Annotated in this window: 22 protein-coding genes; 11 read left to right on the top strand and 11 right to left on the bottom strand. The window is 68.0% G+C overall.

The genetic code is table 11. The features are described from left to right. Positions 1-113: 113 nt before the first annotated feature. Positions 114-974, bottom strand: coding sequence for a phosphotransferase enzyme family protein (locus ACZ3HV_RS06945; RefSeq protein WP_465681685.1), 861 nt, complete (start codon positions 972-974; stop codon positions 114-116). A gap of 175 nt (positions 975-1,149) precedes the next feature. Between ACZ3HV_RS06945 and helR the strand changes: the two genes are divergently transcribed. After that, on the top strand, positions 1,150-3,312 hold the full coding sequence (gene helR, locus ACZ3HV_RS06940; RefSeq protein WP_465681683.1) for an RNA polymerase recycling motor ATPase HelR: 2,163 nt from the start codon (positions 1,150-1,152) through the stop codon (positions 3,310-3,312). Between the two features lie 137 nt (positions 3,313-3,449). Here the strand turns inward: helR and ACZ3HV_RS06935 are convergent, their stop codons facing one another. After that, positions 3,450-4,673, bottom strand: coding sequence for an MFS transporter (locus ACZ3HV_RS06935; RefSeq protein ID WP_465681681.1), 1,224 nt, complete (start codon positions 4,671-4,673; stop codon positions 3,450-3,452). Positions 4,674-4,791: 118 nt separating this feature from the next. Here ACZ3HV_RS06935 and ACZ3HV_RS06930 point away from each other — a divergent pair, with 118 nt between their 5' ends. Further along, on the top strand, positions 4,792-5,694 hold the full coding sequence (locus tag ACZ3HV_RS06930; protein WP_465681679.1) for a LysR family transcriptional regulator: 903 nt from the start codon (positions 4,792-4,794) through the stop codon (positions 5,692-5,694). Here ACZ3HV_RS06930 and ACZ3HV_RS06925 read toward each other — a convergent pair. Continuing rightward, positions 5,691-6,524 carry an SRPBCC family protein gene (locus ACZ3HV_RS06925; protein WP_465681677.1) on the bottom strand — a complete coding sequence of 278 codons (834 nt, stop codon included), beginning with the start codon at positions 6,522-6,524 and terminating at the stop codon, positions 5,691-5,693. The genes ACZ3HV_RS06930 and ACZ3HV_RS06925 overlap by 4 nt on opposite strands. Beyond that, a complete protein-coding gene (locus ACZ3HV_RS06920; protein ID WP_465681712.1) occupies positions 6,517-7,080 on the bottom strand; it encodes an ArsR/SmtB family transcription factor in 564 nt (187 codons plus the stop codon). Before ACZ3HV_RS06920 ends, ACZ3HV_RS06925 begins: the two co-directional genes overlap by 8 nt. A gap of 194 nt (positions 7,081-7,274) precedes the next feature. Between ACZ3HV_RS06920 and ACZ3HV_RS06915 the strand changes: the two genes are divergently transcribed. The 5 genes from ACZ3HV_RS06915 to ACZ3HV_RS06895 all read left to right on the top strand — a co-directional run bounded on the left by ACZ3HV_RS06915 (position 7,275) and on the right by ACZ3HV_RS06895 (position 10,258). Next, positions 7,275-8,354: an ABC transporter ATP-binding protein gene (locus ACZ3HV_RS06915; protein WP_465681675.1), complete on the top strand. Its 1,080-nt coding sequence runs from the start codon at positions 7,275-7,277 to the stop codon at positions 8,352-8,354. A 98-nt stretch (positions 8,355-8,452) separates the two neighbouring features. Then, positions 8,453-8,881: a protein-tyrosine phosphatase family protein gene (locus ACZ3HV_RS06910; RefSeq protein WP_465681673.1), complete on the top strand. Its 429-nt coding sequence runs from the start codon at positions 8,453-8,455 to the stop codon at positions 8,879-8,881. A 42-nt stretch (positions 8,882-8,923) separates the two neighbouring features. Next, entirely contained in the window at positions 8,924-9,319 is a 396-nt protein-coding gene (locus ACZ3HV_RS06905; RefSeq protein WP_360379237.1) for a RidA family protein, read from the top strand. Next, positions 9,316-9,828, top strand: a complete 513-nt coding sequence (locus tag ACZ3HV_RS06900) for a GrpB family protein (protein ID WP_465681671.1) — start codon at positions 9,316-9,318, stop codon at positions 9,826-9,828. The genes ACZ3HV_RS06905 and ACZ3HV_RS06900 overlap by 4 nt, the downstream gene beginning before the upstream one ends. 127 nt (positions 9,829-9,955) lie before the next feature. Then, entirely contained in the window at positions 9,956-10,258 is a 303-nt protein-coding gene (locus tag ACZ3HV_RS06895; protein ID WP_465681669.1) for a hypothetical protein, read from the top strand. Here ACZ3HV_RS06895 and clpX read toward each other — a convergent pair. Then, entirely contained in the window at positions 10,206-11,444 is a 1,239-nt protein-coding gene (gene clpX / locus ACZ3HV_RS06890; protein WP_465681667.1) for an ATP-dependent Clp protease ATP-binding subunit ClpX, read from the bottom strand. The genes ACZ3HV_RS06895 and clpX overlap by 53 nt on opposite strands. Positions 11,445-11,512: 68 nt before the next feature. Here clpX and ACZ3HV_RS06885 point away from each other — a divergent pair, with 68 nt between their 5' ends. Further along, complete coding sequence (locus ACZ3HV_RS06885) at positions 11,513-12,502, top strand: TetR/AcrR family transcriptional regulator (protein ID WP_465681665.1); 990 nt, start codon at positions 11,513-11,515, stop codon at positions 12,500-12,502. A gap of 9 nt (positions 12,503-12,511) precedes the next feature. Here ACZ3HV_RS06885 and ACZ3HV_RS06880 read toward each other — a convergent pair whose 3' ends face one another. Next, entirely contained in the window at positions 12,512-12,913 is a 402-nt protein-coding gene (locus tag ACZ3HV_RS06880) for a hypothetical protein (RefSeq protein ID WP_465681663.1), read from the bottom strand. Then, positions 12,910-13,416 carry a DoxX family protein gene (locus ACZ3HV_RS06875; protein WP_465681661.1) on the bottom strand — a complete coding sequence of 169 codons (507 nt, stop codon included), beginning with the start codon at positions 13,414-13,416 and terminating at the stop codon, positions 12,910-12,912. Before ACZ3HV_RS06875 ends, ACZ3HV_RS06880 begins: the two co-directional genes overlap by 4 nt. A gap of 87 nt (positions 13,417-13,503) precedes the next feature. On the opposite strand from ACZ3HV_RS06875, the gene ACZ3HV_RS06870 reads away from it, so the two are divergent. Beyond that, positions 13,504-14,136, top strand: a complete 633-nt coding sequence (locus ACZ3HV_RS06870; protein ID WP_465681659.1) for a MerR family transcriptional regulator — start codon at positions 13,504-13,506, stop codon at positions 14,134-14,136. Positions 14,137-14,337: 201 nt separating this feature from the next. Here ACZ3HV_RS06870 and ACZ3HV_RS06865 read toward each other — a convergent pair whose 3' ends face one another. Continuing rightward, positions 14,338-17,412: a replicative DNA helicase gene (locus ACZ3HV_RS06865; RefSeq protein ID WP_465681710.1), complete on the bottom strand. Its 3,075-nt coding sequence runs from the start codon at positions 17,410-17,412 to the stop codon at positions 14,338-14,340. A 470-nt stretch (positions 17,413-17,882) separates the two neighbouring features. Here ACZ3HV_RS06865 and ACZ3HV_RS06860 point away from each other — a divergent pair, with 470 nt between their 5' ends. Further along, positions 17,883-19,208, top strand: coding sequence for an MATE family efflux transporter (locus ACZ3HV_RS06860; protein WP_465681657.1), 1,326 nt, complete (start codon positions 17,883-17,885; stop codon positions 19,206-19,208). A 41-nt stretch (positions 19,209-19,249) separates the two neighbouring features. After that, entirely contained in the window at positions 19,250-19,975 is a 726-nt protein-coding gene (locus tag ACZ3HV_RS06855) for a hypothetical protein (protein ID WP_465681656.1), read from the top strand. Between the two features lie 51 nt (positions 19,976-20,026). Here the strand turns inward: ACZ3HV_RS06855 and ACZ3HV_RS06850 are convergent, their stop codons facing one another. The 3 genes from ACZ3HV_RS06850 to ACZ3HV_RS06840 are packed head-to-tail and all read right to left on the bottom strand — an operon-like array spanning position 20,027 to position 25,156. Continuing rightward, positions 20,027-20,401 carry a DUF4913 domain-containing protein gene (locus ACZ3HV_RS06850; RefSeq protein ID WP_360379204.1) on the bottom strand — a complete coding sequence of 125 codons (375 nt, stop codon included), beginning with the start codon at positions 20,399-20,401 and terminating at the stop codon, positions 20,027-20,029. Next, positions 20,391-22,238: a type IV secretory system conjugative DNA transfer family protein gene (locus ACZ3HV_RS06845; protein WP_465681654.1), complete on the bottom strand. Its 1,848-nt coding sequence runs from the start codon at positions 22,236-22,238 to the stop codon at positions 20,391-20,393. The genes ACZ3HV_RS06850 and ACZ3HV_RS06845 overlap by 11 nt, the downstream gene beginning before the upstream one ends. Further along, on the bottom strand, positions 22,238-25,156 hold the full coding sequence (locus ACZ3HV_RS06840) for an LAGLIDADG family homing endonuclease (RefSeq protein ID WP_465681652.1): 2,919 nt from the start codon (positions 25,154-25,156) through the stop codon (positions 22,238-22,240). The genes ACZ3HV_RS06845 and ACZ3HV_RS06840 overlap by 1 nt, the downstream gene beginning before the upstream one ends. Positions 25,157-25,165: the final 9 nt, after the last annotated feature.

The raw sequence follows: 25,165 nt of genomic DNA, 5'->3' as shown, positions 1-25,165 counted from the left end.
CTCCAATGAACCGGGGCCTGCTACCCGGCGCTCCGGTACCTACCGGGACGGGACTCACACCCGCCGGCCTGGCCCAGCTTCCAGAACGCAACATGAGCGCATCTTAAGGACTCCTAGCGCGGGTCGTCGGCCGGGCGGCAGTAGGAGCTGAAGACCGTGAGGTCGCGGTCGAGGCGGGCTATGCGGTCGAAGCCCCAGGTGTCTACGCCTGGCCGGTCGACGCCGTCCAGGATGCGGGCGGCCATGTCTCGGAGACCGCGGGCCAGGAGGGCGTACTCGAGGTGATCGAGGTCGAGGTCGTGAGCGCCGTACTCGGTGAGGAACGACTCGAGGTGGTTGCCTTCGGCGGCGATCCAGACGTCGTACTCGCGTGGTCCGATGACGGCCTGTTCCCAGTCGAGGATGGCCGCGACCTCGCCGTCCTCGTTCAGCATCAGGTTGAGCGCGCCGAAATCGCGATGGCAGACGACCTCACGAACCGGCGTGACGCTCACCCGCCCGATCACCGCGTCCAGTCGCCGAATCGACGCGGCCACCTCGTCGCGCCGGTCCACGATCCACGGATGATCCAGTCGTTGAGCCAGCTGACGAATCTCAGGCTCGTCCACGGTGACCTGCGGCAGCTCCGGCGGTTCACTGAGCTCATGCACCTGTCTGAGCGCCTGCGCCGTCACGCGCCAGTCGTCGTGAGTCGCCGTACGGCCATGAATATAAGGGAAAACGGCGTACGGTCGACCGTGGAGAACCGCGTAGAGCTTCCCCGACGTGGTCCGGATCGGCGCGACCGTCGGCACCCCGCGGACCTGCAGGTCTCCCAGGAGTTCGAGTCCGTTGGGCGTGCCCGGCTGCTTCCACATCTTGACGAACCACGCGTCGTCCGCCACCCAGCAGTCGCTCTCATAGCCACCCACATGCGGTCGCAGTACGGCGACGCTCAGGCCGAAGTCCCGCTCCAGCTCCGCGGGTCGGACCACTGGACTCACCCGTCATCAGGCGAAGAAAGGGCAAGGAGATAGATCTCCCTGCCATGTCTAACGTATAGCGCACTGGGGGACTTGCCGCAAGCCCCGGTTCATAGCTCACAATCGTCGGCTGACAGCAAAACTGGCTGAAACTTGGGGGTTTTTGAACGTGCGAGTTGTGTCGTCAATGTCTGGGGATGTCAGTGCGTTCGACCTTCCCGACAACCTCGCTGCCAAGGCCGACTCGAGGCTGATCGCCGGCGACGAGAAGCATTTCGCGGCCATCGGCGAGAGTCTCGCGCAGACGATCGCCGACCTGTCCGACCGCCTCGACGCCGCACGCAAGGCACCCGGTGGCAGCGGTCAGGAGGCGCTGGACCGGGACCTGGAGATCCACCGGCTGACCACGCGCCTGCGCGCCCTGCGGCGGTTCGGTTTGGACCTGTGCCTCGGCCACATGGTGACCGAGGACGACTCCGAGCCCGTGTACGTCGGACGCCTCGGCCTCACGGACAGCGAAGGTCGCCGGCTGCTGATCGACTGGCGCTCACCCGCGGCCGAGCCGTTCTTCGGCGCGACCCACGCCAACCCGATGGGTCTGACGAGCCGCCGCCGGTATCGCTGGACCCGCGGCCGGATCAACGACTACTGGGACGAGGTGTTCACCTCCGACGGTCTCGAGGGGCACGCCGCGTCACTCGATGACCAGTCCGCCTTCATCGCCAGCCTGGGCAGCGACCGATCGCCCCGGATGCGCGACGTACTCGGCACCATCCAGGCCGACCAGGACGCGATCATTCGCGCGAGTTCCCGGGGCGCTCTGGTCGTCGACGGCGGTCCGGGTACGGGCAAGACGGTGGTCGCTTTGCATCGGACGGCGTACCTCTTGTACTCCGACCCACGCCTGGGTCACCGTCGAGGCGGCGTACTGTTCGTCGGTCCGCACCAGCCCTATCTGGCTTACGTTTCCGACGTACTCCCCAGCCTCGGCGAGGAGGGCGTGCAGACCTGCACTCTGCGGGACCTGCTTCCCGAAGGATCCACAGCAGCGGTCGAGTCCGACCCGGACGTGGCCCGATTGAAGGCGTCCGCGGACATGGTGGGGGCGATCGAGCCCGCCGTACGGCTCTACGAGGAAGTGCCCACCAAGGGCATGATCGTCCAGACCCACTGGTCGGACATCAGGCTCAGTCCCGCCGACTGGACCGATGCGTTCGGAGCAGCAGACTCGGGTACGCCGCACAACGACGCGCGCGACCTGGTCTGGGACGAGCTGCTCACGATCCTCGTGGACAAGCACGCCGAGGAGTACGAGGACGACGACATCTCGGAGGAGATGCTGCGCAGGTCGCTGCAGCAGAACGATGCCCTGGTCACCACCTTCAACAAAGCCTGGCCGTTGATCGAACCGACCGACCTCGTCGGAGACCTTTGGACGGTTCCGGCGTACCTGCGCATGTGCGCTCCTTGGCTCACCCCGGACGAGGTCAAGAAGCTGCAGCGCAAGGACCCCGAGGCGTGGACGGTGTCTGACCTGCCGCTCCTGGACGCGGCACGGCAGCGACTCGGCGACCCGGAGTCATCCCGACGGAAGCGTCGCCAGAAGGCAGTCGCAGCAGCCGAACGCGAACGCATGGCCGGCGTCATCGACCACATCCTCGAGGCCGATGACGACAACGAAGGCTGGGTGCCGATGCTGCGCGGAAAGGACATCCAGGAAGCCCTGATCGACGAATCCGCGCTGCCCACCGCGGACCCGGACCTGCTCGCCGGCCCGTTCGCGCACATCGTGGTCGACGAGGCTCAGGAACTGACCGACGCCGAGTGGCAGATGCTGCTGCTCCGCTGCCCGTCCCGAAGCTTCACCATCGTCGGCGACCGCGCCCAGGCCCGGCACGGCTTCACCGAGTCGTGGCAGGAACGCCTCGACCGCGTCGGTCTCGACCGAATCAACCTGGCCTCCCTGAGCGTCAACTACCGCACGCCCGCCGAGATCATGACCGAGGCCGAGCCCGTCATCCGCGCCGTACTCCCGGATGCCAACGTCCCCACCTCCATCCGCACCAGCGACCTCCCCGTCATCCACGGCTCCGTCGCGGACCTCGACTCGATCCTCAACACCTGGCTGGCTGCCCACGCCGACGGCATCGCCTGCATCATCGGCGACCCTTCCTTCGAGGGCACTACGCGCGTCCGATCGCTCACCCCAGAGCTGTCGAAGGGCCTGGAGTTCGACTTGGTCGTCCTCATCAACCCAGAGTCATTCGGCGACGGCATCGAAGGATCCGTCGACCGCTACGTCGCAATGACCCGAGCAACCCAACAACTAGTAATCCTGACCAGTTCCTGACGCGTCGGGCCATGTGCAGGCCGCAAGGATCACCACCTCCGGCCTGCACATGAGTCCCGTGTACGACGGACGTCCGTGAGCGATCACCACCTACCAGGAGCGTGCGTAGGGGGTCGCGAGTGGGCTACCCGCGTGGACTACTTGTGGGCGGCGAGCATGCGGAGGACTGCGGCGTTGACCAGCACGAGGATCAGGGCGGAGAAGACGAGGAGGGCGACGTCCGCGGGGAGCAAGGCGATACCGAGGCCGATCAACAGGACGGGGATCGCGAGGCCGGCGTACGCGATCAGGAAGAGCGCGGCCAGCACCTCACCGCGGGAGGACGGGTCAGCTAGCGAGGCGGCAGTGGCGACGGCACCGCGGAAGACCAGGCCAACACCGACGCCGGCGACCACACCGCCAACGACGAAGATCCCCAGGCTCGGAAGTAGTCCGCCGAGAGCAACCCCGACCAGCCCCACCGACATCGCGACCAGACCAAGACGGAGCTGGTGCTGGCGGGTGAGCCGGACGAAGACGACCTGACTGCCGGCGCCCGCGATGAAGACGGCGAACGTCACCACACCGGCAAGCACCCGTGAGGTGTGGTGCAGCGTCCCGGCCAAGAACGTCGGTGCCAGCGAGGTGAACAGCCCAAAGATCGCAAACGCCGCAAACGCACCAACGGCCGACGCGAAGAACAGCGGCTTCGCCGACGACGGCAACGCGACCCGCTGCGGCCGATAAGCGGGCCGCTCCTCCCACCGCTCCACCGTCTCCGGCACCAGCGCGATCCCCAGCGCACTGAGCAGCAGCAAGACCAGGAAGATCTCGTATGGGCGCTCCAGCGGCGACCCGACGTACTGCGCCAGCAGACCACCCACCAGCGGACCGAACGCGAGCCCACCGAGGTTCACCGTGCTCGAGATCAGCGCGGACCGGCTCGGATCCTCACTGGGACGGGCGATCTGCCGCAGCTCGGACAGGTGCGCCGTGGCGGTCGCGGTCAACACACCGATCCCGATCCCACAGATGAAGCGCGCGATCAACAGACCCGGCACGTCCTGCCAGAGCAGGAACACAGCGGCCGACAACGCCTCCGCGAGTACGGCGACCAGCGCGACTCGCTTTCGGCCGAGCCAGTCGCTGACGTGCCCGGCGAGGTACAACGACGCCATCACACCAACCGCGTAGCTCGCGAAGATGACGGTGATGACGTACGTCGGGAACCCGTCGCGGTGCTGGTAGATCGCATAGAGCGGCGTCGGCACCGTGGAGAACGCCATCGTGGTCAGGAAGGCCGCGGCGATCACCCAGAAGCCCGGGCCATGGGCGAACCGGATGCGTGAGGCCGACGCGTGCTGGGCAGTCAAGCTGGACATACATCCAGAGTGGCTCACGACATCTATCGAGGGAAACGAAAGTTCTTGCAAGGTCTTATCGGGAACATCGATAATTCAGCAGGAGTGGTACGCCGAAACGCTCCGGGGAAGAGAGGACATGGACAGCCGACAGCTCGAGTACTTCGTCGCGGTCGCCGAGGAGCTGAGCTTCACCCGGGCGGCGCGGCGGCTGTTCACGGTCCAGTCCAGCGTGTCGGCCGCCATCCACGCGCTGGAGAAGGACTTGAAGACGACGCTGTTCGACCGGTCGACGCGGCGGGTGGCGCTGTCCGCGGCCGGTCAGGCTTTGTTGCCGGAGGCAAAGGCTGCGTTGGAGGCCCTGGACCGGGCGCGGGCCGCGGTCGAGGAGGCGTCGGCCGGACTGCGCGGCAACATCCGGATCGGCACGCTGGCACGGCTGAACCTGGTCAATCTGGCTGAGCTGCTCGGGGCGTTCCACCGGACGTACCCGCTGGTCGACGTACAGGTGGCCACCTCGCCGACCGGTTCGAGCGGGCTGTCGGACGACATACGGCACGGCCGGCTGGATGTGGCGCTGGTCGGCCAGGCCAGATCGGACCTGCCCGGACTCGAGGTCCGCGAACTCGCCACGGTGCCCTTCGTCGTACTGCTGCCGTCGTCGCATCCACTCGCCGACGAGCCGGCGGTCCGGCTCGATGAGCTCACCGGCGAACGGTTCGTCGACATGCCGCGCGGATTCGGCAACCGCAGCACGGTCGACCGGGCCTTCGAGAACGCCGGCATCCCACGGCGAGTCCAGGTCGAGGTGCCGGAACTCACGACGATCCCCGAATACGTCCGCGTCGGCCTCGGTGTCGCCGTCGTACCCGAGCTGGAGCCGGCGAACGCACCAGGCGTCGTCGAGAGGCCTATCGCCGGCACCGACCTGACCTGGACGTTGTCCGTGGTCACGACGGGCAGCAGGAGACCGAGCAGAGCGGTGAGCGCCCTGCTCGATCTCCTCACCGACTCGGTCCGCTCAGCTGGACCGTACTTCTAGGCAACCCAGATCGACTGCCAGTCCTTCTGCTCGTTGAAGCGACGTAGCGACGCAACACCGCTGAGCCAACCGAGCCAGGCGCCGTACGGCGGGTTGCCCTCGTCGAACCCGCTCATCACGAAGGTCAGTCGCGTCTTCCCACCGGAGTCGGCCAGCTCCCAGGTGCTGATGCCGGCCGGACCCCAGTCCATCGACATCTTCCGGCCCTCGACCAGGTCGACGATCTCCACGCCAGGCCCGGCGTCGAAGCCGCCCATCGCGAACCGGCCACCCTTGCGCAGATCGATGTCGACCGGGTAGCCGAACCACGCTGACGCCTTCGCCGGCTCGGTCAGCGCCGAGTACACCTGGGCGATCGGCGCATCGATCAGCGCCTCACCCTCGAAGGTCGACGACGTGAAGTCCGGGCGCGTGGTGAGCTCGCGGCCCTCCAGGTGGTCGACGAGGTTGGCCAGCGCCAGCGACCAGAAGGTCTGCAGTACGCCGCGGATGTTCGCCCCGCTGATCGCGTCGGCGAAGTCGAAGTGGCTCTGCTCGAGCTTGACGACCGTGGAGTCGTCGCCCTCGGGGGTCAAGGTGATCTCGGTGGTGGTTTCCTCGCCGCCGAGGAACCAGGCCAGCTTCAGCGTCTGGCCGTCGTACGCGAGCACTCGCTGGTGCGGCGCGTCGCCTTCGGGGATGTAGCGGCCCCAGAACTCGAACGTGCCGGGCAGGTCGACGGTCGAGTGCTCGCCGAGCCAGAGGTTCAGGGCCTTGGGGTCGGTCAGCGCCTGCCGGACCTCGTCGATGCCGGCCTTGGCGCGGGCTTGCAGGATGAGCGGTTCAGTCATGATCTTGGTCTCCCTTGGGGTAGCAGGCCACGGCCAGCTTGAAGGCGTCGCCCTCGGCGCCGCCGTAGCGCGAGAAGAGGTCTTGCAGCGTGCTCTGCAGGTCTTGGAAGAACTCCCGCCGCCGTTCGGGCGGGACCCTGATCTCACCGGACACCCCGACGGACGGCAGCTCCGGAGCTGTCCGGTCCAGCGCGGCGATGTCGGTCTGGACCTCTTCCATCAGGTCCAGCAGGTAGCCGAGGCTCAGCTCGTCCTGAGCCCGGCGCAGGCCGCCGATCCGGCCGACAAGCTTCGGCGACAGCCAGTACGAGCGGGCGGTCGCCTGGTAGATGCCTTCGTGGACGCCGCGCACCTTGCGCTCCTCGACGAGCGTGACCAAGCCGGCGTCGACGAGGCGCTTGACGTGGTAGTAGACGCGCTGCGGTGTCTGCCCGAGCTGCTCGGCCACCTCACCACAGGTGTGCGGCTCGGCGAGCCGCCGCAGCACCTCGATCCGCTGCGGCTTGAACAGCGCCTCGGCCTGTTCGAGCTGCTCCAGGTGCATCACGTCTCTCATCACACAAAAAAGTTTGTACGTAAAAAATCTGCTTGTCAATGAGGTGGTTTACATCACCCGGGAATGTAAATCGGGCTTCAACCGTTGGAACAAGTGCTTTGGTGATGCATCGCCCAGGCAGACACCCAGACCCTGGGGGCCTTTGCTACGGATCGTCCGGCACGTTCCTGCCGGCGAAGGAAAGGAAGCGCGACATGGCAACTGTCTCGTTCAAGGGAGCCACCCGGGTCTACCCGGGCACCGACATCGCCGCGGTGGACAAGCTCGACCTCGACATCTCCGACGGCGAGTTCATGGTGCTCGTCGGGCCGTCGGGTTCCGGTAAGTCGACGGCGCTGCGGATGCTGGCCGGCCTCGAAGAGGTGAACGAGGGCTCCATCTACATCGGCGACCGCGACGTGACCAACGCCCCGCCGAAGGAACGCGACATCGCGATGGTGTTCCAGAACTACGCGCTCTACCCGCATATGTCGGTCGCCGACAACATGGGCTTCGCGCTCAAGATGCAGGGCATCCACAAGGACGAGCGGGCCAAGCGCGTGCTCGAAGCCGCCAAGCTGCTCGGCCTCGAGGAATACCTCGACCGCAAACCGAAGGCCCTGTCCGGCGGCCAGCGCCAGCGCGTCGCCATGGGCCGCGCGATCGTCCGTAACCCGCAGGTCTTCCTGATGGACGAGCCGCTGTCCAACCTCGACGCCAAGCTCCGGGTCCAGACCCGCACCCAGATCGCCGAACTCCAGCACCGCCTCGGCGTCACCACCGTCTACGTCACCCACGACCAGGTCGAGGCCATGACGATGGGCGACCGCGTCGCCGTCCTCAAGGACGGCCTGCTCCAGCAGGTCGACACCCCGCTGAACCTCTACGACCGGCCGAAGAACAAGTTCGTGGCCGGCTTCATCGGCTCGCCCGCAATGAACCTGATCGAGGCCGAGATCACCGACGGCGGCGCCAAGATCGGCGACTACGTCGTACCGATCGAGCGTGCGGTGCTGGCCAAGGCCGGCGACGACAAGACGCTCACCCTCGGCATCCGGCCGGAGGCGTTCCACCTGGCCGACGCGGGCCTGCCCGTCAAGGTCGCCGTGATCGAGGAACTCGGCTCGGACGCGTTCCTCTACGGCACCGCCGAACACACCGACGAGAAGCAGCAGATCATCGCCCGCATCGGCACCCGCCTGCACAACGACAAAGGCACCCTCGTCCACCTCGCACCAGACGCCGACAAGCTGCACCTCTTCTCCACCTCGACCGAGGAACGGCTGACCGCCTGATTGGTCGTGTCTGGTGCTCCGGCGCCGCAGCGAGCAGGTGCCGTGCCGAGTGCCGCGCGGTAGGCGCGGGAGCACCAGACACGGCCTACTGTTGCCTGGTGCAGACGTGGGAGAAGGATGCACCTGGCGTGATGGTGCTGCCGTCGGGTCGGATGGTGCGCGGACGTGGTCTGCGCAACGGCCCGGCGGCAGCGCCATTTCCTACGTACGGCGTCTACCTCTTGGGTAAGCCACCTCCTGCCGTCAACTGGGACGCGCAGTGGCTGCGGTGGCCCGATTTCCGGCTTCCCGCCGATCGTGACGAGGCTCGCTCCGTATTCGTCGACGCGTTGGAGCGCGCGGGCTCTGAGCGAGTCGAGTTCGCCTGCGGCGGTGGCCGCGGCCGGACCGGTATGGCGCTCGCCTGCCTTGCCGTCCTCGACGGGATCCCCGCCGCGGACGCCGTCGAGTACGTACGGCGAAACTACGACTCGCACGCGGTGGAGACGCCGTGGCAGAAGCGGTTCGTACGACGCCTTACCCGGTAAACCTTTTGACCCGGGCAGGTGATCTCGCGTTGGCTCTGAGGCGTGACGATCGAGCGCACGAATCCCGCCGGGCTGCACCCGACGCCCGGGTACCACCATGTGACCAAGGTTCAGGCCGACACTCTGATCTACCTGGCCGGGCAGTGTCCGCTCCAACCCTCGGGTGACCTGGCCGAGGGCGGACTCGAAGCCCAGACCGAGCAGGTGATCCGCAACATCCTGACCGCCCTCGAATCCGCCGGCGCCTCCCCGGAGCACGTCGTACGGACCGTGATCTATGTCGCCAGCCCGGTCCGCGAGGACCTTGCCGCAGTGTGGACCCAGCTGAACGCGTCCCCGCTCGCTCCGGCCTTCACTACGGCCAGCACGCTGCTTGGCGTCGCGCAGTTGGGCTTCCCCGGTCAGCTCGTCGAGATCGACGTGACGGCGGCCCTGTGATCGTGCCGGCCGAGGTCGTCGAGTACGACCCGCGCTGGCCGGTGTGGTTCGCCGAGATCCAGGCGCGACTCACGCCGTACCTGACCGAGTTGCCGCACCAGATCGAGCACGTGGGGAGCACCGCCGTACCGGGGCTCGCTGCCAAACCGATCATCGACGTGGATGTCGTGGTCCCGTCGGCGGACCTGCTCCCGGCGGCGATCGCGGCACTGATCGCCGCCGGCTACCAGCATGAAGGCGACATGGGAGTCCCCGGACGGGAGGCGTTCGCACTCCCGCCGGACACCGTCCGCTATCACCATCTGTATCTGGTTGTCGAAGGCAACAAGGCTCACCAGGACCACATCGTGCTGCGCGACCACCTGCGGACGGACCCCGCCGACCGCGAACGGTACGCCGCCCGCAAGCGCGAACTGGCGCACCTGCTGACGACGGACCGCGCCGCGTACGTCGACGGGAAGTCGGCACTCGTCGAGGAGCTGATCCGGCGCGCGGCTCAGCCCTCGTGATCCGGCGTGCGGCCCTCGTGATCCGACATGCGGCCCTCGTGATTCGGCATGCGGCCCTCGTGATTCGGCATGCGGCCCTCCTGATTCGGCATGCGGCCCTCGTGATTCGGCGTGCGGCTCAGAGTTCGTGATTCGGCGCCAGCCGGTGGTCGGCGTCGTACCGCTGCCGGAGCTCGGTGAGCCGTCGGCAGTCACCGGGGTCGAAGGCCTCGGCAACCTCATCGCGGGCCTGGACGCGTGCGTGGTCCGGTTCAGCGCGGACACGCCGTCGCTGGTGCTGTCCCAGGTCGTGCCGATCGTTGCCCTGGGCGCCGAGTTCGCCGTCGACGAGGCGACGCCGGAGGTCGCCGTACGGATGACCGAGGTGGGCGACCGGCTCAGGCGGTCCTCCGCCGCCGCGGCGGAATCCGTGGAACCAGGGTCGGATTGACGTTGCTCTCGACGGCGTCGCGGTCGACGACCACGCGCTCGATGTCGTCGCGGCCGGGTACGTCGTACATCACCGGGAGGAGCACCTCCTCGAGGATCGCGCGGAGGGCGCGGGCGCCGGTGCGGCGGAGGAGGGCGAGGTCGGCGATCGCCTCGACCGCGTCGAGGGTGAACTCGAGGTCGACACCGTCGAGCCGGAAGAGCTTGCGGTACTGCTTGATCAGGGCGTTGCGCGGCTCGGTCAGGATGCGGACGAGCGCGTCGCGGTCGAGACCCGGGACGGTCGCCACGATCGGGAGCCGGCCGACGAACTCGGGGATCAGACCGAACTTCACCAAGTCCTCGGGCATGACCTTCGGTTCTGACGACTGCTGCATCGACAGGCCGAACCCGACGCTCGTCGGGCGGCTGCGGCGAGCGATCAGTTCGTCGAGACCGTCGAAAGCACCGCTGACGATGAACAGCACCCGCGTCGTGTCGAGCTGGATGAACTCCTGCTGTGGATGTTTGCGACCACCCTGCGGCGGGACACTCGCCGTCGTACCCTCCAGGATCTTCAGCAGCGCCTGCTGCACACCCTCACCGGAGACGTCACGGGTGATCGACGGGTTCTCGCTCTTGCGGGCGATCTTGTCGATCTCGTCGATGTAGACGATGCCGGTCTCGGCCTTGCGTACGTCGAAGTCGGCGGCCTGGATCAGCTTGAGCAGGATGTTCTCGACGTCCTCACCGACGTACCCGGCCTCGGTCAGCGCGGTGGCGTCGGCGATGGCGAACGGGACATCGAGCATCCGGGCCAGCGTCTGCGCCAGGTGGGTCTTGCCGGATCCGGTCGGGCCGATCAGCAGGATGTTGGACTTGCCGAGCTCGACGTCGGCGTCCCCCCGGTTTGAAGGACGCTGCGTTCGATTCCGTTTGTAGTGGTTGTAAACGGCGACGGCCAGCGCCTTCTTCGCCTCGTCCTGGCCGATCACATAGCCGTCGAGGAACTCCCGGATCTCCTGCGGCTTGGGCAGCCGGCCGGGCAGCTCATCACTGAGGTCGGAGAGGTCCTCGTCAGCGATCAGCTCGTTGCACAGCTCGACGCAACCGTCGCAGATGCACAGCGGGGTGGGGCCGGCGATCAGCTTGCCGACCTGCTGCTGGCTCTTGCCGCAGAACGTGCACTTCAGCACCTCGGCTGCCATCCCCACTCACCCTTCAGATGTTGTCATCATCCAGATGATAGCAACATCTGAGTGCTATCGTAGGGTCCGTGAGCCGGTTGAGCAGGGCTGAGTTGCAGCTCCGCACCCGGGCGAAGGTGCTGGCCGCGGCCCGGGCGGAATTCGCCGAGCACGGCTACGGCGACACCACCATCGACCGCATCGCCGCCCGCGCCGATCTCACCCGGGGCGCGGTGTACTCGAACTTCCCCGGCAAACGCGCTCTCTACTTCTCGACTCTCACTCCTCACATCTCCCAACGAGCCGCGCCCCGGCAGGTGACTACTCCGGCTGAGGGACTCGCCGCGTTCGCGTCTGCGTGGCTCGACCAGCAGCACCCCGGTCCGGAAGTGCTGACGGAACTGGCCGACCTCGGCACGCCGTACGCCGGGCTGCTCGGGCTGAACGCCGTACTACTCGGGCTCTCCCTCGACGCGCAGGATCTCGGCCGGATGATCCGGATCTCACGGCTCGCTCTGACCCTGCTCGCCGGCGCGGACCAGCTCACGTCGGCGCCCGGGTTCGTCCAGCCTCTCGCCGTCGCCCGGGCGTGCGCGCACCTCGCCGACCTCTCTCTTGATGATCCCTGGACTCCGCCACCGACCGCTCCCCCGATCCGTCCAGCTGATGAGGCATGGTCACCGCCGGCTGTGACCGACGAGGTGCTTGGTCGTACGGCGGACCTCGACGGGGTGATCGCGGTGCTCGGACTCAACCGCCTCAGCGCTGCGGAGGACGTCGTACGGACGACCGACGGACCCATCATCATCGCGCTTGTGTCCAGCCACCCGGACGAGCTCGGGCCACTGGCCCGTTACACGACCGGCGCTCTGCTTGGTTGCCTGCGGCAAGCAGTTCCCGTGCTCCAGCTCGTGCACGACGAGGACGGCGTACTCGCGTCCGCACTGGGGTGTGACGTGATCGGGGACGACCTCGAGTTCGCGGCGTCGGTCGCTGACGGCCGGGTTGTCGCCCGGGCCGAGGGGTTCGGTGCTGCGCATGCGATCGCACAACTGTTGCAGAACACCTGCGGGAGGTAGTCCTGTTTGTCAGGCGACGATCAGGCCGATGCCGAGCGTGAGTACGCCAAGGGCCAGGGACGCGGCGCCGAGCCAGAGGACCCAGAGGAACTGGTTCGGCTGGGTGCGGTCCTTGCCCGCGGACGAGGCGAAGAAGCCGCCGGACATCAGGATCGCCGCGGCCGGGATCGCCAGCCGGGCGACCCACAGCCAGAAGCCGGTCAGGCTGGTCTGGTCGACGTACAGCAGTCCGACCAGGCTGAGGATCACCAGTACGCCGGCGTGCGCGTGACCGGCCCGGGCGAACGACTTCTGGAATCCCGTCATCGGCACCTGACCACGGACGATCCTGGTCATGAAATAGCCGCCGAACTGGATCGTGACGATGGTCAGCAGGATGACGCCGGCGATGATCCGGGACGAGTCGGTCATGAGTACGAGTGCTCCTTGCGGGTGGCGAGTTCGATGGTGGACTTCGCCGTACGCGCAACCCACAGAGCGACGGCGATGTAGAGGACCTGCTCGGGGATGCGCTGCCACAGCGGCGTGGCTTCGCCGCCCGCGAACGGTACGTCGGCGACAGCGGCGTAGATGTTGGCCGGAATCAGCGCCACGAACAGCGTGGCCAAGGCGTAGCCGGCTGGTTTGCGCGTCGCGGTGAGCACGAGGCCGGCCGCGCCGAGCAGTTCGAGGACGCCGGTGACGTAGACCAGCGCATCCGCGAACGGCAGGAACGGCGGCACCATCCGCACCATGTCAGCGTGGTTCGGCATCACCGTCACGCCGGCCGGGACGAAATGCGCGCTCGCGGTGATCGGCAGCATCACGGCCATCCCGTGCGCCGCGCTGACCGGCCAGCTGGCGAACCGCCGGACCCCAAGCGCACCCAGCGCCCGGAAGACCAGCGTCGCCAGCACCAGTACGAGGGGGATCATTCTGTCCAGCTCCTTCTATGGATAGTTGAGGTATCCGTTTATGGATACTGATACTATCCATCAGGAGCGAGAGGAAGGCAAGCGAGAATGCGAATCGGGGAACTGAGCAAGGTCACCGAGGTCCCGGTGCCGACGATCAAGTACTACCTGCGCGAGGGCCTGCTCCCCGCGGGCGAACTCAGCAGCCCGAACCAGGCGTCGTACGGCGAACCCCATGTCCGTCGGCTGCGCCTGATCCGCGCCCTGGTCGAGCTGGCTCAGGTCCCGGTGGCGCAGGTCAAGGACATCCTCGAGTCGCTCGACTCAGACGACGTACCCCTGCACGAACAGATCGGCCGCGCCCACCGCGCCCTCACCCCTACCCGGCGGCTGACGGCCAGCGGCGAAGCCCGAGCCGCCGCCACCGATCAGGTCACCGACCTCATCGCCCGCCGCGGCTGGTCCGTCGACCCCGAAGCCCCCGCCCTCGCCACCCTGATCGAGACCGTCGCCGCCCTCCGCACCCTGGGTCAGGACAACCTCGTCGCCTTCCTCGACGCCTACGCCGAAGCCGTCGAACGCTTCACCGAACTCGAGATCGACGCCGTCACCACCAACCCCACCCGAGACCAACTAGCCGAATCCGTAGTCATCGGCACCATCCTCGGCGAAACCCTCATCTCCTCCCTCCGCCTCCTAGCCCAAGAATCAATCTCCGCCCACCGCTGGTCCTCGAGCTAGGCCCCCGCAGGCAGCCTGATTCAACGAGCCGGCCCCGGGACTTCACGTCCCTCGGCTGGTCGTCTCCCGGGGGCTAAGACACCTTCTGGTGGGCGAGCACACGAAATAACCTGTCCAAGCCCACCAGTTCCCGTCCGACCACCCCAGACGCCTGCACCCGGCGACTCCACGCACCCCGAGCGCCCCGCGCGGACTCGCGGCTCAGCCGTCGTGGGCCATGTCCACGAAGCGGGAGTAGTGCCCCTGGAACGCCACGACTACGTCGGCGGTGGGCCCGTTGCGATGTTTGGCCACGATGAAGTCGGCTTCACCGGGCCGGGTGGACTCACGCTCGTACGCGTCTTCGCGGTGAAGGAGGAGAACCACGTCAGCGTCCTGCTCAAGACTGTTGTGGGTGGCGATGCCGTCGGCGACGAAGTTGTGGGTGCCTAGGACGGTGGCGTCGTACACCTCTTGGTCGCCGAGGGATTCGATCGAGGTGATCGTGTCCCAGAAGATGTCGTTGGTGGCGAGGACTTCGAGGTCGGCGTTGTCGAGGATGTCGGCGACCTTGGCGAGGCGTTGCCGGCTGGGGGCGTGTTTCCACATCGTCGAGCCGGAGAACTTGGTGCCCATGGCTGTCGCGAACTCGCGATGGGTGACGTTGCGCTCGGCAAGGACTTCCCGAACCCGCGACCAGACCTCCTTCGGCACCGTGTCGAGGTTGGTGTTGGTCTTGATGTCCCGCAGGGCGGTTGCGACCTCCAGCACCTTCAGGCCGCGGAGACCGTGCACGCCGATCTCGTCGCAGAAGCGCAACTGGTTCTCCGCGCCGTAGATGTGCAGGTGGTACGAGTCGCGGAAGCCCGTCTTCTTGGCGGTCTTGATCCGGGTGAAGATGTTGTGGCGGAGGAGGAGGCGGGCCAGATCGTCGACCAGGCGGCGGCTGGTGGACGCGTAGTAGATGCGACCCTGGCCGGCCTTCGCGTCCCAGCGGACGGAACCGTCGGTGGCCCACAGGTGACGGACGAATTGGGCGACCTGCTCCTTCGGCAGCGCGAAGATGCCGGCCGGGATGAACTTCTCGTAGCTGCGGAGGCCGAACAGCCCCAGACCATCGAGCCAGGCGGCGATCGGGTTCCGCTTGCCCCGAGCCAGCCGGTACGGCGCGGGCAGGCGCAGGCTGGTCACTCGCGCCGCAGCGTACTCATCGCGGATCGCGGTGATGCCGAACCGCCGGTGGGCAGCTTCGGCGACCGCGGTCAGGTTGGCCTCGTCGATGCTCGCGTAGCGAATCGGCTGACGCTTGACGAAGGATCCGTCGCCGAGCAGATGGCCCAGCAGCGTGATCTCGTCCTCGTCCCAGGGCCTGAGCTCGAGCGGCGCGGGGACGTGGCGGACTGATCCGAGTCGTGCGCCCGGAGCCAATTCGCCGAGCGGCTTCCAGCCGTCGTACGTCAGGAAGGGGTGGTTCGCGGTGGCCTTGATCTCGCGGCCGGAGGCGAGCTTCAGCTTGAAGACCTCCTTCACCCCACTGGGGAAGGCGTGCGTCAGCGTGCGCGGCACCAGCTTCAGCCGGTCGTCCAGCGACCAGACCGGGACGTCCTGCGCACCAGTCGAGAGCAGCTCGCCGAGTGAGATCTCCGCACCCGTGTCCGCACGCAGCAGCCGGGTGTCGGCGGTCAGGCAGCCGGATTCGCGGAGGTCGGAGGCCATGGGGCGTTTGTCGGAGCGTTGTTCGGAGCCTCGGTTGAGCTGGCAGATGGCTACGACGGGGAGTTCGAGTTCTTTGGCCAGGAGCTTGATGGAGCGGGAGAACTCGGAGACTTCGAGTTGGCGGGACTCGACTTTCTTGCCCGACGTCATCAGCTGGAGGTAGTCGATGACGATCAGGCGGAGGTCGTGGCGCTGTTTCAGGCGGCGGGCCTTGGCGCGGATCTCCATCATGGTGAGGTTCGGCGAGTCGTCGATGAACAGCGGGGCCTCGGAGACCTCGCCCATCTTGCGGGCCAGCCGGGCCCAGTCCTCGTCGGTCATCTTGCCGTTGCGCATGTGGTGCAGCGGGACCTTCGCCTCGGCCGAGAGCAGCCGCATGGTGATCTCGTTGCGGCTCATCTCCAGCGAGAAGATGCACGAGGTCAGGCCGTGCCGGATCGAGGCGGAGCGGGCGAAGTCCAGGCCCAGCGTGGAGTTGTGGGTCGGGATCATCGTCTTGCCGGCCAGGTACAGATGGTCGGGGTTGTCGACCTCGACGCAGCGCACCGGCACGCTGTCGACCTGGTCGATCCACTCGACCCGTCGCTCGCCCTCCCCGGCGAGCGCGGCCGGGAAACCGTGCCCGGTGATCTGGCGCGGCGCCGACCCGGGGATCGGCGGTGTCAGCCCGGGACTCGCGGACATCGCCGTGTGCAGGTCGGCGGTCGTGCAGACCACCGGGCGGCCGCCGTCCTCGACCACCCACTGGTGCTCGGCGTCGGCGACGATCGTGCTGGCGTCGGAGAACGACAGCCGGAAACACGGCCGGTCCACCATCACCTCGGTCGCCGCCACCACCGTGGTCGGCTGACCGTTGACATCGAGGAGCTGGTCGCCGACGGCGATCTCGCCCATAGTGGTCCAGCCGGACGGCGTCGGCAGCGCGGTGTCGAGGGCCAGCGCCTTCCCCATCGCGGGACGGGCGGCGACGATGATCATCTGCCCGGGGTGCAGGCCGTTGGTCAGCTCGTCCAGGTCGGTGAACCCGGTCGGCACGCCGACCATCGCGTCACCGCGGGAGTCGATCGCCTCGATCTCGTCGAGGGCGCCCTCCATGATGTCCTTCAGCGGCGCGTAGTCCTCGGTGGTGCGCTTCTCGGTGACCGAGTAGATCTCCGCCTGCGCCTCGTCGACGACGTCGTCGACCTCGCCCTCACCGGCATACCCGAGCTGGACGATCTTGGTGCCGGCCTCGACCAGGCGGCGCAGGATCGCCTTCTCCCGGACGATGTGCGCGTAGTAGCCCGCGTTGGCCGCGAGCGGGACGGACGCGACCAGGGTGTGCACGTACGGCGCGCCGCCGATGCGGGCCATCTCACCGCGCTTGTTCAGCTCGGCGGCGACGGTGATCGCGTCGGCCGGCTCACCCCGCGCGTACAGATCGGTGATCGCGTCGAAGACGATCTCGTGGGCCGGCCGATAGAAGTCAGTGCCGCGCAGCGTCTCGATGACGTCGGCGATCGCGTCCTTGCTCAGCATCATCGCGCCGAGCACGCACTGCTCGGCGGCCAGATCCTGAGGCGGTGTGCGGTCGAAGCCCATCCCCGGGTTGCGCTCTTCCTGGCCGCCGCCCTGCCCCCCGCGGAACTCCGCCACACTCACTTCGCCCGACCTCCTCGTCACACCGCTGCCCGATCACCGGTGCCGGATTCGAACACCTGATCGAACCATAGCCGCCCTGGTGGACAGTTTTCTGCCCACGGAAGGCATCGGCCTCGCGACCGTACGCCGGTCCCGTCACCCAAAGCCACCTGGTCGTCCACAGGGGGTGTGGACGAACTGTGGGAAACCCCGGGAACAGGTGTGCACAGGTTGGGCACAACCCTGTGGATATCTGGGGACAACAACCCACAACATCCCCCTGACCTGCGGTTTCACTCATTCACAACTGTGGAGAAGAAAAAGTTGGTGTCCTTTTTCCGGAGTCCGGGATCCGGCGCCTGTGCACAGCCCAAGTCAGGCACAATGAGCCCCATGCCCATGACAGGAGTCCCGCCGAAGACCCCGCGACGGTGAGGCGGGCGCGGCAACTCTTCGGGGAGCAGGACCAGGAGATCCTCCGGCTCGCCGTCCCGGCGTTCTTCGCGCTGGTGTCGGAGCCCCTGATGCTCCTGGCGGACTCCGCGATCGTCGGACATCTCGGTACGCCGCAACTGGCCGCGCTGGGTATCGCCGGGACAATCCTGCAGACACTGGTCGGAGTCTGCGTGTTCCTCGCCTACGGGACAACCTCGGCGGTCGCGCGGCGGATCGGTGCCGGTGATCACCGCGGCGCGCTCGCGCAGGGCATCGACGGACTGTGGCTGGCTTTGGTGCTGGGCGTCGTACTGGCTCTCGTCGGACTCGTACTGGCTCCGCAGGCCATCGCGGCGTTCGCCCCGTCCGCGGATGTGGCGGATCATGCGGTGACGTATCTGCGGATCTCCTGCTTCGGGATCCCGTCGATGCTGCTCCTGCTCGCGGCGACCGGCGTACTGCGTGGTCTGCAGGACACCAAGACACCGATGGTCGTCGCGATCACCGCCAACCTCGCCAACATCGGACTGAACGTCCTCCTCGTCTACGGCCTCGACCTGGACATCGCGGGCTCGGCCCTCGGTACGGCGCTCGCCCAGACAGGTGCCGGGATCGCGCTCGTCGTGGTCGTCGTCCGCGGCGCCCGGCGCGACGGCGCCAAACTGCGGCCGGACCGTCCGGGCATCCTCGCGTCCGCGCAGATGGGCGTCCCGCTGATCGTCCGCACCCTGACGTTGCGCGTGGCAATCATCCTGCTCGCCTTCGTCGCGACGGCCTTGGGTACGACGTCCGTCGCGGCGCACCAGGTCGCGTTCACCCTGTGGTCCTTCCTGGCCCTCGCCCTGGACGCGATCGCCATCGCGGCCCAGGCACTGACCGGCCGCTCGCTGGGCGCGGGCGACGTGGAGGGCACCCGCGCGATTACCCGCCGGATGATGTGGTGGGGCCTGATCTCCGGAGTGATCGGCGGTCTGGCCCTCTGGGGACTGCGCGACCTCTACGTCCCCTTGTTCACCACCGATCCAGAGGTACGTCGCACTCTCGCCGCCGTACTGATCGTCGCCGCCCTCTGGCAACCGGTGAACGGTGTCGTGTTCGTCCTGGACGGCGTACTCATCGGTGCCGGCGACGGACCGTACCTCGCGGTGGCCGGCGTCATCGCGCTCGTGCTCTACGTACCGCTCGCGCTGAGCGTGCTCTGGCTCGATGGCGGCATCGTCGCGCTGTGGTGGGCGTTCGGCGGGTTCATGCTGCTGAGACTGGTCACCCTGACCACCCGCGAACGCCGCGACTCCTGGCTGGTGACCGGAGCTATCCGCTGACCCTGGGGTGCGGCATCGTGGGGCAGGAGGAAAGGAGCGGCATGGCCGACACCGACGACGAGCAGACGATCGCGCTCGAGCCCGACCAGCACGTTCAGGGTGACGACGACACCGAGGCCGCCGGTGAGCGGCGCGGCGCCCGTGCATGGGAGCGGGACGGCGAGCGTCCGGACGCCGTCGCCGGGCTGACGCCGGAGGAGGAAGCCGCCCGCCGCCAGGAGGAGCTCGACGAGGTTCGCGACGAGGAGGACCTCGCGCAGGCCCGCGCCGAGGAGCTCGACCTCGATGCGCTGGACGAGCGCCAACTGGAGGAGCTCCGCCTGCGACGCGAGGTCCTCGCCGCCGCGGAGACCACCGAGGCGATCCGGCTGTCCGAGGCGAGCCGTGAGCTGCGTCGCGACGGCGACGCGAAGACCCGGCAAGCCATGAGCGACTGGTCCCACGGCCACCATCAGCTCGACGAAGCGGCTGCCCGGCCGGACGAACCGGGCGCAGCCGCCCAAGCCGCCTACGGCCGCCGCTACCAGCGCGCAGCCGTCCGCGAGGACCGGTCGGCGGAGGCCGATTACGAGCGCGCCGACCAGTACGACGCCGAGGCCCGAGAGCGCCGTGGTGTCGCGCAGCAGGAGCAGCCGCCGGCCGCCGAGGCCGTCCGCAACCGGCCCGCTGAGACACCGCAAGCCCGCAAGTTCGTGAACAAGAACCTCAAGAAGGTCAGGAAGGTACGCGACCGCAGCACCGAGCCCGACCTGGAGATCGGCGGCTAGGGCAACCAACTGGGGCCGGAAGGCGCCGAGCAGGTTGCCCCACCGACCTGGTCAGATACCGCGCAGGTTCGGTTGGCGCTGGTCGAAGAACAGGCCAGCCGGCGGCTCCTCCACCGGGAGCGGCGGGATCGGGTAGTCGGTGTGCGAGCCCCGGCAGGCCGCGAACGGACCGTCGGGGTCGAGCAGCGCCATCATGTGCGGGTCCGCGTGGTCACGCCACCAGACCGACATCCCGGTCGCCGGGTCGAGCCGCAGGTGTTCCCAGGCGCGCCAGATCGAGTCCAGCCGGCTGAGCGCCTCGGCGTGCCGGTACCACTCCGGGCACCAGATGAACTGCTGCCCGATCCGGCGCGTGTACAGGTAGATCAGCCGGTCCTCGACGAACGCCGCAACGTGCGGGTAGAAGAGTTCCTGTTCACCATCCACCGCGGTCCCCCTCGTTCTGCTCCCAGACCGGCTTCTCCGGACCGCGCGGCAGAACAGGCGCCTGCTGCGTGCCGGCAGACACCCACGGGTTGTTGCTGACCGGAGCGGTCGCACCGGACGCACCCGGGTCGTACTTCGTCAGCGACGCCTTCACCGCGCCGGCGTCCGGCCGGGTGAACCACGGCACCGTCTTCACCATCGTCGCCGGGATACCGGACGGGAACACGACCGCGCGGCCGGGCGGCATCGCGGCCAGGTCGGACACCTCGAGGATGTTGTGCCGCTGGGTCTGCCGGCTGGTGCCGCGCTCGCCCTTGTTGTACGACACCGAGCTGGAAATGATGTCGTAGTCGCCGATCAGCTTGCTCAGCCGCTCGAGGAAGTTCGAGTCCGAGGCGCCGCCGCCGTACACCCGGATGTTCGCGGCGGACCAGAGCTTCTCCATGCCGTGGTCGCCCCAGCACTCCTGGCCCTGCGCCCACGACTGCAGGATCGTCATCAGCACGATGCCGCGGGAACCGAAGTGGCTGTACAGGTCGGGCAGGTTCTTCCAGCGGCAGACGTTCGCCGCCTCGTCCAGGACGCCGACCAGCGGGTTCGGCATCCGGCCCATCGGCATGCCACGGGCGTACTGCTCGGCCGCCTCGACGACGGCCACCGTGAGTGCGGTGACCAGCGGTCCCGCCGTACCGGCGCCTTCCTTGGACAGGCTGTAGAGCGTGCCGCCCTGGCGGACGAACTCGTGCGGGTTGAACTGCGGGCGGGTGTCGTTCGGCCCCTGCGGGGTGACCCAGCGGGTGACCTTGCGGTTGACCAGGAACTGGGCGCTCTGCTGTGCGGTGCCGTAGACACCGGCGCGCTGCTTGTCCGGCGCGTTGATGACACCGGACAGCGCGTCCGCGGACAACTGCAGGCCCGGGGTGTTGCGCAGGATCCGCTCGGGCTCGTCGTTCCGCTGGTCGGCCAGCCAGGTGTAGACCTGGGTCAGCGGGCGCTTGGCGACCGCGGCGGCCAGCAGCAGGCCGGCCAGCAGATCGGTGCCGGCGGCATCGAAGAACGCGTCGGTCTGGGCGTTCTCCTTGCGCTGCGAGGAGACGAAGTGCTCCGCCATCTCGCGCGCCTTGGTCTCGTCGGTGATGTAGCTGAGCGGGTTCCACCACCAGTTGTGCGGCTCCTCGCAGACCTCCTGCGGGTCGAACACCCAGACCGGCCCCTTCTCGGACCGCGGGCCGCGGGTGGCGTCGACGATGTCGCGCTTGTTCGACGTCGCGACCACCGCGCCCGGCGCGTCCAGAATCGCCGGTACGGCGCGGGACGTGGTCTTACCGGTCCGCGGACCCCAGATGTCGACGTGCATGTCTTCCCAGGACCCGAACACCTCGAGGTTGTCCCGGACGGTCCGGCCGATCATGATGCCTGGCCCGGCGTGCCCGGCGCCGAGCCGGTTGGCGATGTCCTGGGCGCCCTCGCGGGTGAGCTTGTAGATCTCGGACCGCTTCGACATCAAGAACGCCTGCTTGTCGACCCGTCCACCGGACTCCTTGCGGTTCCGGACGACGTACCAGATGCCGCCGGCGATGCCGAGCAGCACGATCAGCTCGAGCAGCAGTACGCCGGTGGCCGCGCCGGACCAATGCTGTTTGCCCTTGATCAGCTCGACCAGCGCGTTGAACGGGCCGGGCACCGGGCGAGCGGTCGCCCCGTTGACCGCCTCCGCGACCTTGAGCGCGCCCCACACCCCACCGGAGACGATCAGCAGCACGCCGACCCCGACGAAGATCAGGATCGACTCGACCGACAGCCCGCCCGGTCCGGTGCTCTTCTTGCCCTGGGCCATTACTCGTCAACTCCCGTTCTGGCGACCACGCGGGTGGTCGGGTCGGGCGGTGGTAGCAGTGCCGGGTCGTCCAGGCTGTACTCCCCGACGATCTCCTCGGTGCCGTCGGGGGCGACCTCCACCTTCAGCGGCTTGCCGTCGGTGCCGGTCTTCCACAGCTTGTTGGTGTCGTTGATCTCGCGCTCGACCGAGGTGAGGCCGACATGCACCGGGATGCCCGGGCGACCGCCGACCTTGACCAGGAAGTTGCCGCGGCCCGGAGGCGCGGCCTCCTCACCGGTGGCCGGATCCCACGCGGGCGGGTCCTGCCAGCCGATGAGCATGTTCTGCTCCTCCTCGGACATCGGCACGACCTCGCTGAGGTTCTCCATCTCGGCCCGCGGCAGACCACCGCAGATGACCATGCCGGACCGCTCGACGAAGCCCTTGGCCTTCATCCGGTCCTCGGAGTTCTCCAGCGCCAGTAGGTCGGACATGGTGTGCGAGATCATCGCCATCCCGACACCACGCTGCCGGTTCAGCCGGGTCAGGGCGTCGACGCGGTCGACCAGACCTCGCCCGGCCCGCAGCACCCGCCAGAGCTCGTCGAGGATGACGAAGTAGTGCCGCCGCGGCTCCAGGCCGGCGTCGGCCAGCGCCTGCGAGACCGCGACCGCGCCGAACCCGTACGACCAGCAGGCCAGCAGTACGGCGGCCTGCAGGTTCGTCTCGGAGTCGTCGATGTTGGACACGTCGAACACGACCGGCCGGTCCATCTGCATCGGGTTGTCGGTCTGCTCGGAGAAGATCTCACCGAGCCGGCCGCCGCCGACCAGACCGATCAGCGACGCCTCTAGTCCCTCGGTGATCTGCCGGTACCGGTCCAGGCTGCCCCGGTCCAGGGCGACGTTGCGGACCCGGTCCGGTGCCTCCTGGACGACCTGGAGCAGATCGCGCAGCAGCGGCGTACCGACGAAACGCTCGTCGAGGACCTTGAGGGCCTCGTCGAGGATGGTCTCCTCGCGGTCGGTCGGCGGGGCCGAGCGCATGATCGAGATCAGCGCCGACACCATCGTCTGCCGGCGGCCGTGGGCGTCGGCCTGGATCGCCTCGCGGGCCTTGCCGGTGAGCCGGAGCGCGGCCTGACGGGACTCACCCGGGTCCAGCACGTTCAGGTGCCCGCGGCCACGGCCGAGCTGGATGACCTGGCCGCCGAGGGCCTCGATCAGGTCCTTGTAGTCGGGCTTCAGGTCGCCCAGGACGAGTGGCATCACGCCGTACCCGGCCAGGCCGAGGGCCATCCGCCGGGTGATCGTCGAGTTGTGGGTGGTGATGAAGGAACGCCCCGCCAGATACAGGCCGTCCGGGTTCGCTACCTGGATGCATCGGACCGGTCGGGAGGCGACACGGCGTGCCGAGACGACATAGCGGCGTGAGGTTCGGGCCGGCTGACCGACGGTCCGCTCCGCGTGGAGATGGTGCTTGCGCCTGAGCCCGAACACCTCGTCCGTGGTGGTGAATCCGACCGTCCACTTCGGGCCGCAGTCCTCGCCGTTCAAGATCGCCCGCCCTTCGCGGAGGGTCGGGCGATAGCCAAGGCTGGCGACGAGTTCGGCAACATCCTCAGCGAGTCCGCGACTCGTGGAGGTGTACTGGACCTGGCCGCCTGCGGGCGAGACAGTACCGTCTGTGTCGAGCAGGCCGGCCAGCAGATCACGCCGCTGCTGGTCTGATGCGCGCAGGTACGACGCCGGAATGTGCTTGTTCCCCAGTACGCCGAGCTGCCGCAACACCTCCGTCAGGCCCACACCTTTCTGCCGGTACGTCCCCGGAATCGTCAGCCGGTAGACCATCGGCCCGTTCGGCTCGCACTCGATGCCTGCGGCCCGGATGCGATCGACGACGCCCTGGTCGATCGTCGTCAGTCGAGGTACTGCGCTGTGTCCGTCACCGAGCCAGGCTCCGAGGGTGTAAGGATCCAGAGTCAGCTTCGCCTCACGCAGTACCAGACCCGGCATCACCCGCACGGCATGGTTGGCCTTGCCACCCGTGACAAGGGTTGCAGCAATCTGCGCTGTCGTCACCGCCGCTTTCTCCGGCGTCCGGTCGCGTTGGTCGTTCTTCGTCCTACGCATGGCCTCGTCCACCGCACTGAGCAGGATTGCCGGGTCGTACCATCGTCGGCTGCCCTTGCTGCGGACCGGAGTCACAGTGCCCGCCCAGCGATAGACAGCGCTCTCGCGGGTGGTGCCGTTCCAGCCGAGGGCCCGGGTCAGATCCCGAACCGAGACCGGCTCAGGGCCGAGACTCGTCCGCGCGGCAGCGACGGCGGCCCGTTCCACATCGGTGCCGGCCGGGAGCCGCTTGCGTGGCACGTTCCGCTCAACCCATGCTCGCCGCCGGTCCTCGACTGTCTCGGTCACCCACAGGTGCTCGGCGTCGGCGACGATCGTCTCACCGCTGGAGAAGGTCAGCTCCCAGCACTCGCGATCGGTCATCACCTCGGACACCGCGACGATCGGGGTCGGCAGGCCGTCAGCACCGAAGACGAAGTCGCCCGGCTGGAGCTCGGCCATCCGCCGCAGCCCCTCGGGTGTCGGGATCAAGGTGTCGACATCGAGTGCTTTCCCCAGACCCGGCTTGCCGAGCACGAACATCGACGGGTTCGAGATCAGCTTGGCCCGCATGAACCAGCTGATCGGGTCGCAGCACATGGTCGCGCCGGAGAGGATGTTCCGGCCGATCGGTACGCCGACCATCGGGCTGCCGGTGCCCGCCGCGAACGGCCACAGTCCGCAGACCTGCACCGTCGTACCCCGCCACTCGGCCGGAGCCTGCACATACGTCGAGTACCCGCCGCCCATCCCAGGCCAGCCACGCGGCATCGGCCGCTTGCCACCACGGGACGGATCGACCGGCTTGTTCGTCTTCTTGCTCACTGTGACTCC

The organism is Kribbella sp. NPDC020701 (assembly GCF_055562215.1).
This window is presented reverse-complemented; position numbering and strand designations above follow the sequence as displayed.

Excerpts from the sequence above, each read along its gene's own strand:
- ACZ3HV_RS06845 (WP_465681654.1), bottom strand. The coding sequence starts at position 22,238 with ATGGCCCAGGGCAAGAAGAGCACCGGACCGGGCGGGCTGTCGGTCGAG.
- helR (WP_465681683.1), top strand. The coding sequence starts at position 1,150 with ATGTCTGGGGATGTCAGTGCGTTCGACCTTCCCGACAACCTCGCTGCC.
- ACZ3HV_RS06930 (WP_465681679.1), top strand. The coding sequence starts at position 4,792 with ATGGACAGCCGACAGCTCGAGTACTTCGTCGCGGTCGCCGAGGAGCTG.
- ACZ3HV_RS06880 (WP_465681663.1), bottom strand. The coding sequence starts at position 12,913 with ATGACCGACTCGTCCCGGATCATCGCCGGCGTCATCCTGCTGACCATC.
- ACZ3HV_RS06875 (WP_465681661.1), bottom strand. The coding sequence starts at position 13,416 with ATGATCCCCCTCGTACTGGTGCTGGCGACGCTGGTCTTCCGGGCGCTG.
- clpX (WP_465681667.1), bottom strand. The coding sequence starts at position 11,444 with ATGGCAGCCGAGGTGCTGAAGTGCACGTTCTGCGGCAAGAGCCAGCAG.
- ACZ3HV_RS06865 (WP_465681710.1), bottom strand. The coding sequence starts at position 17,412 with ATGGGCTTCGACCGCACACCGCCTCAGGATCTGGCCGCCGAGCAGTGC.
- ACZ3HV_RS06935 (WP_465681681.1), bottom strand. The coding sequence starts at position 4,673 with ATGTCCAGCTTGACTGCCCAGCACGCGTCGGCCTCACGCATCCGGTTC.
- ACZ3HV_RS06925 (WP_465681677.1), bottom strand. The coding sequence starts at position 6,524 with ATGACTGAACCGCTCATCCTGCAAGCCCGCGCCAAGGCCGGCATCGAC.
- ACZ3HV_RS06915 (WP_465681675.1), top strand. The coding sequence starts at position 7,275 with ATGGCAACTGTCTCGTTCAAGGGAGCCACCCGGGTCTACCCGGGCACC.
- ACZ3HV_RS06855 (WP_465681656.1), top strand. The coding sequence starts at position 19,250 with ATGGCCGACACCGACGACGAGCAGACGATCGCGCTCGAGCCCGACCAG.
- ACZ3HV_RS06920 (WP_465681712.1), bottom strand. The coding sequence starts at position 7,080 with ATGAGAGACGTGATGCACCTGGAGCAGCTCGAACAGGCCGAGGCGCTG.
- ACZ3HV_RS06870 (WP_465681659.1), top strand. The coding sequence starts at position 13,504 with ATGCGAATCGGGGAACTGAGCAAGGTCACCGAGGTCCCGGTGCCGACG.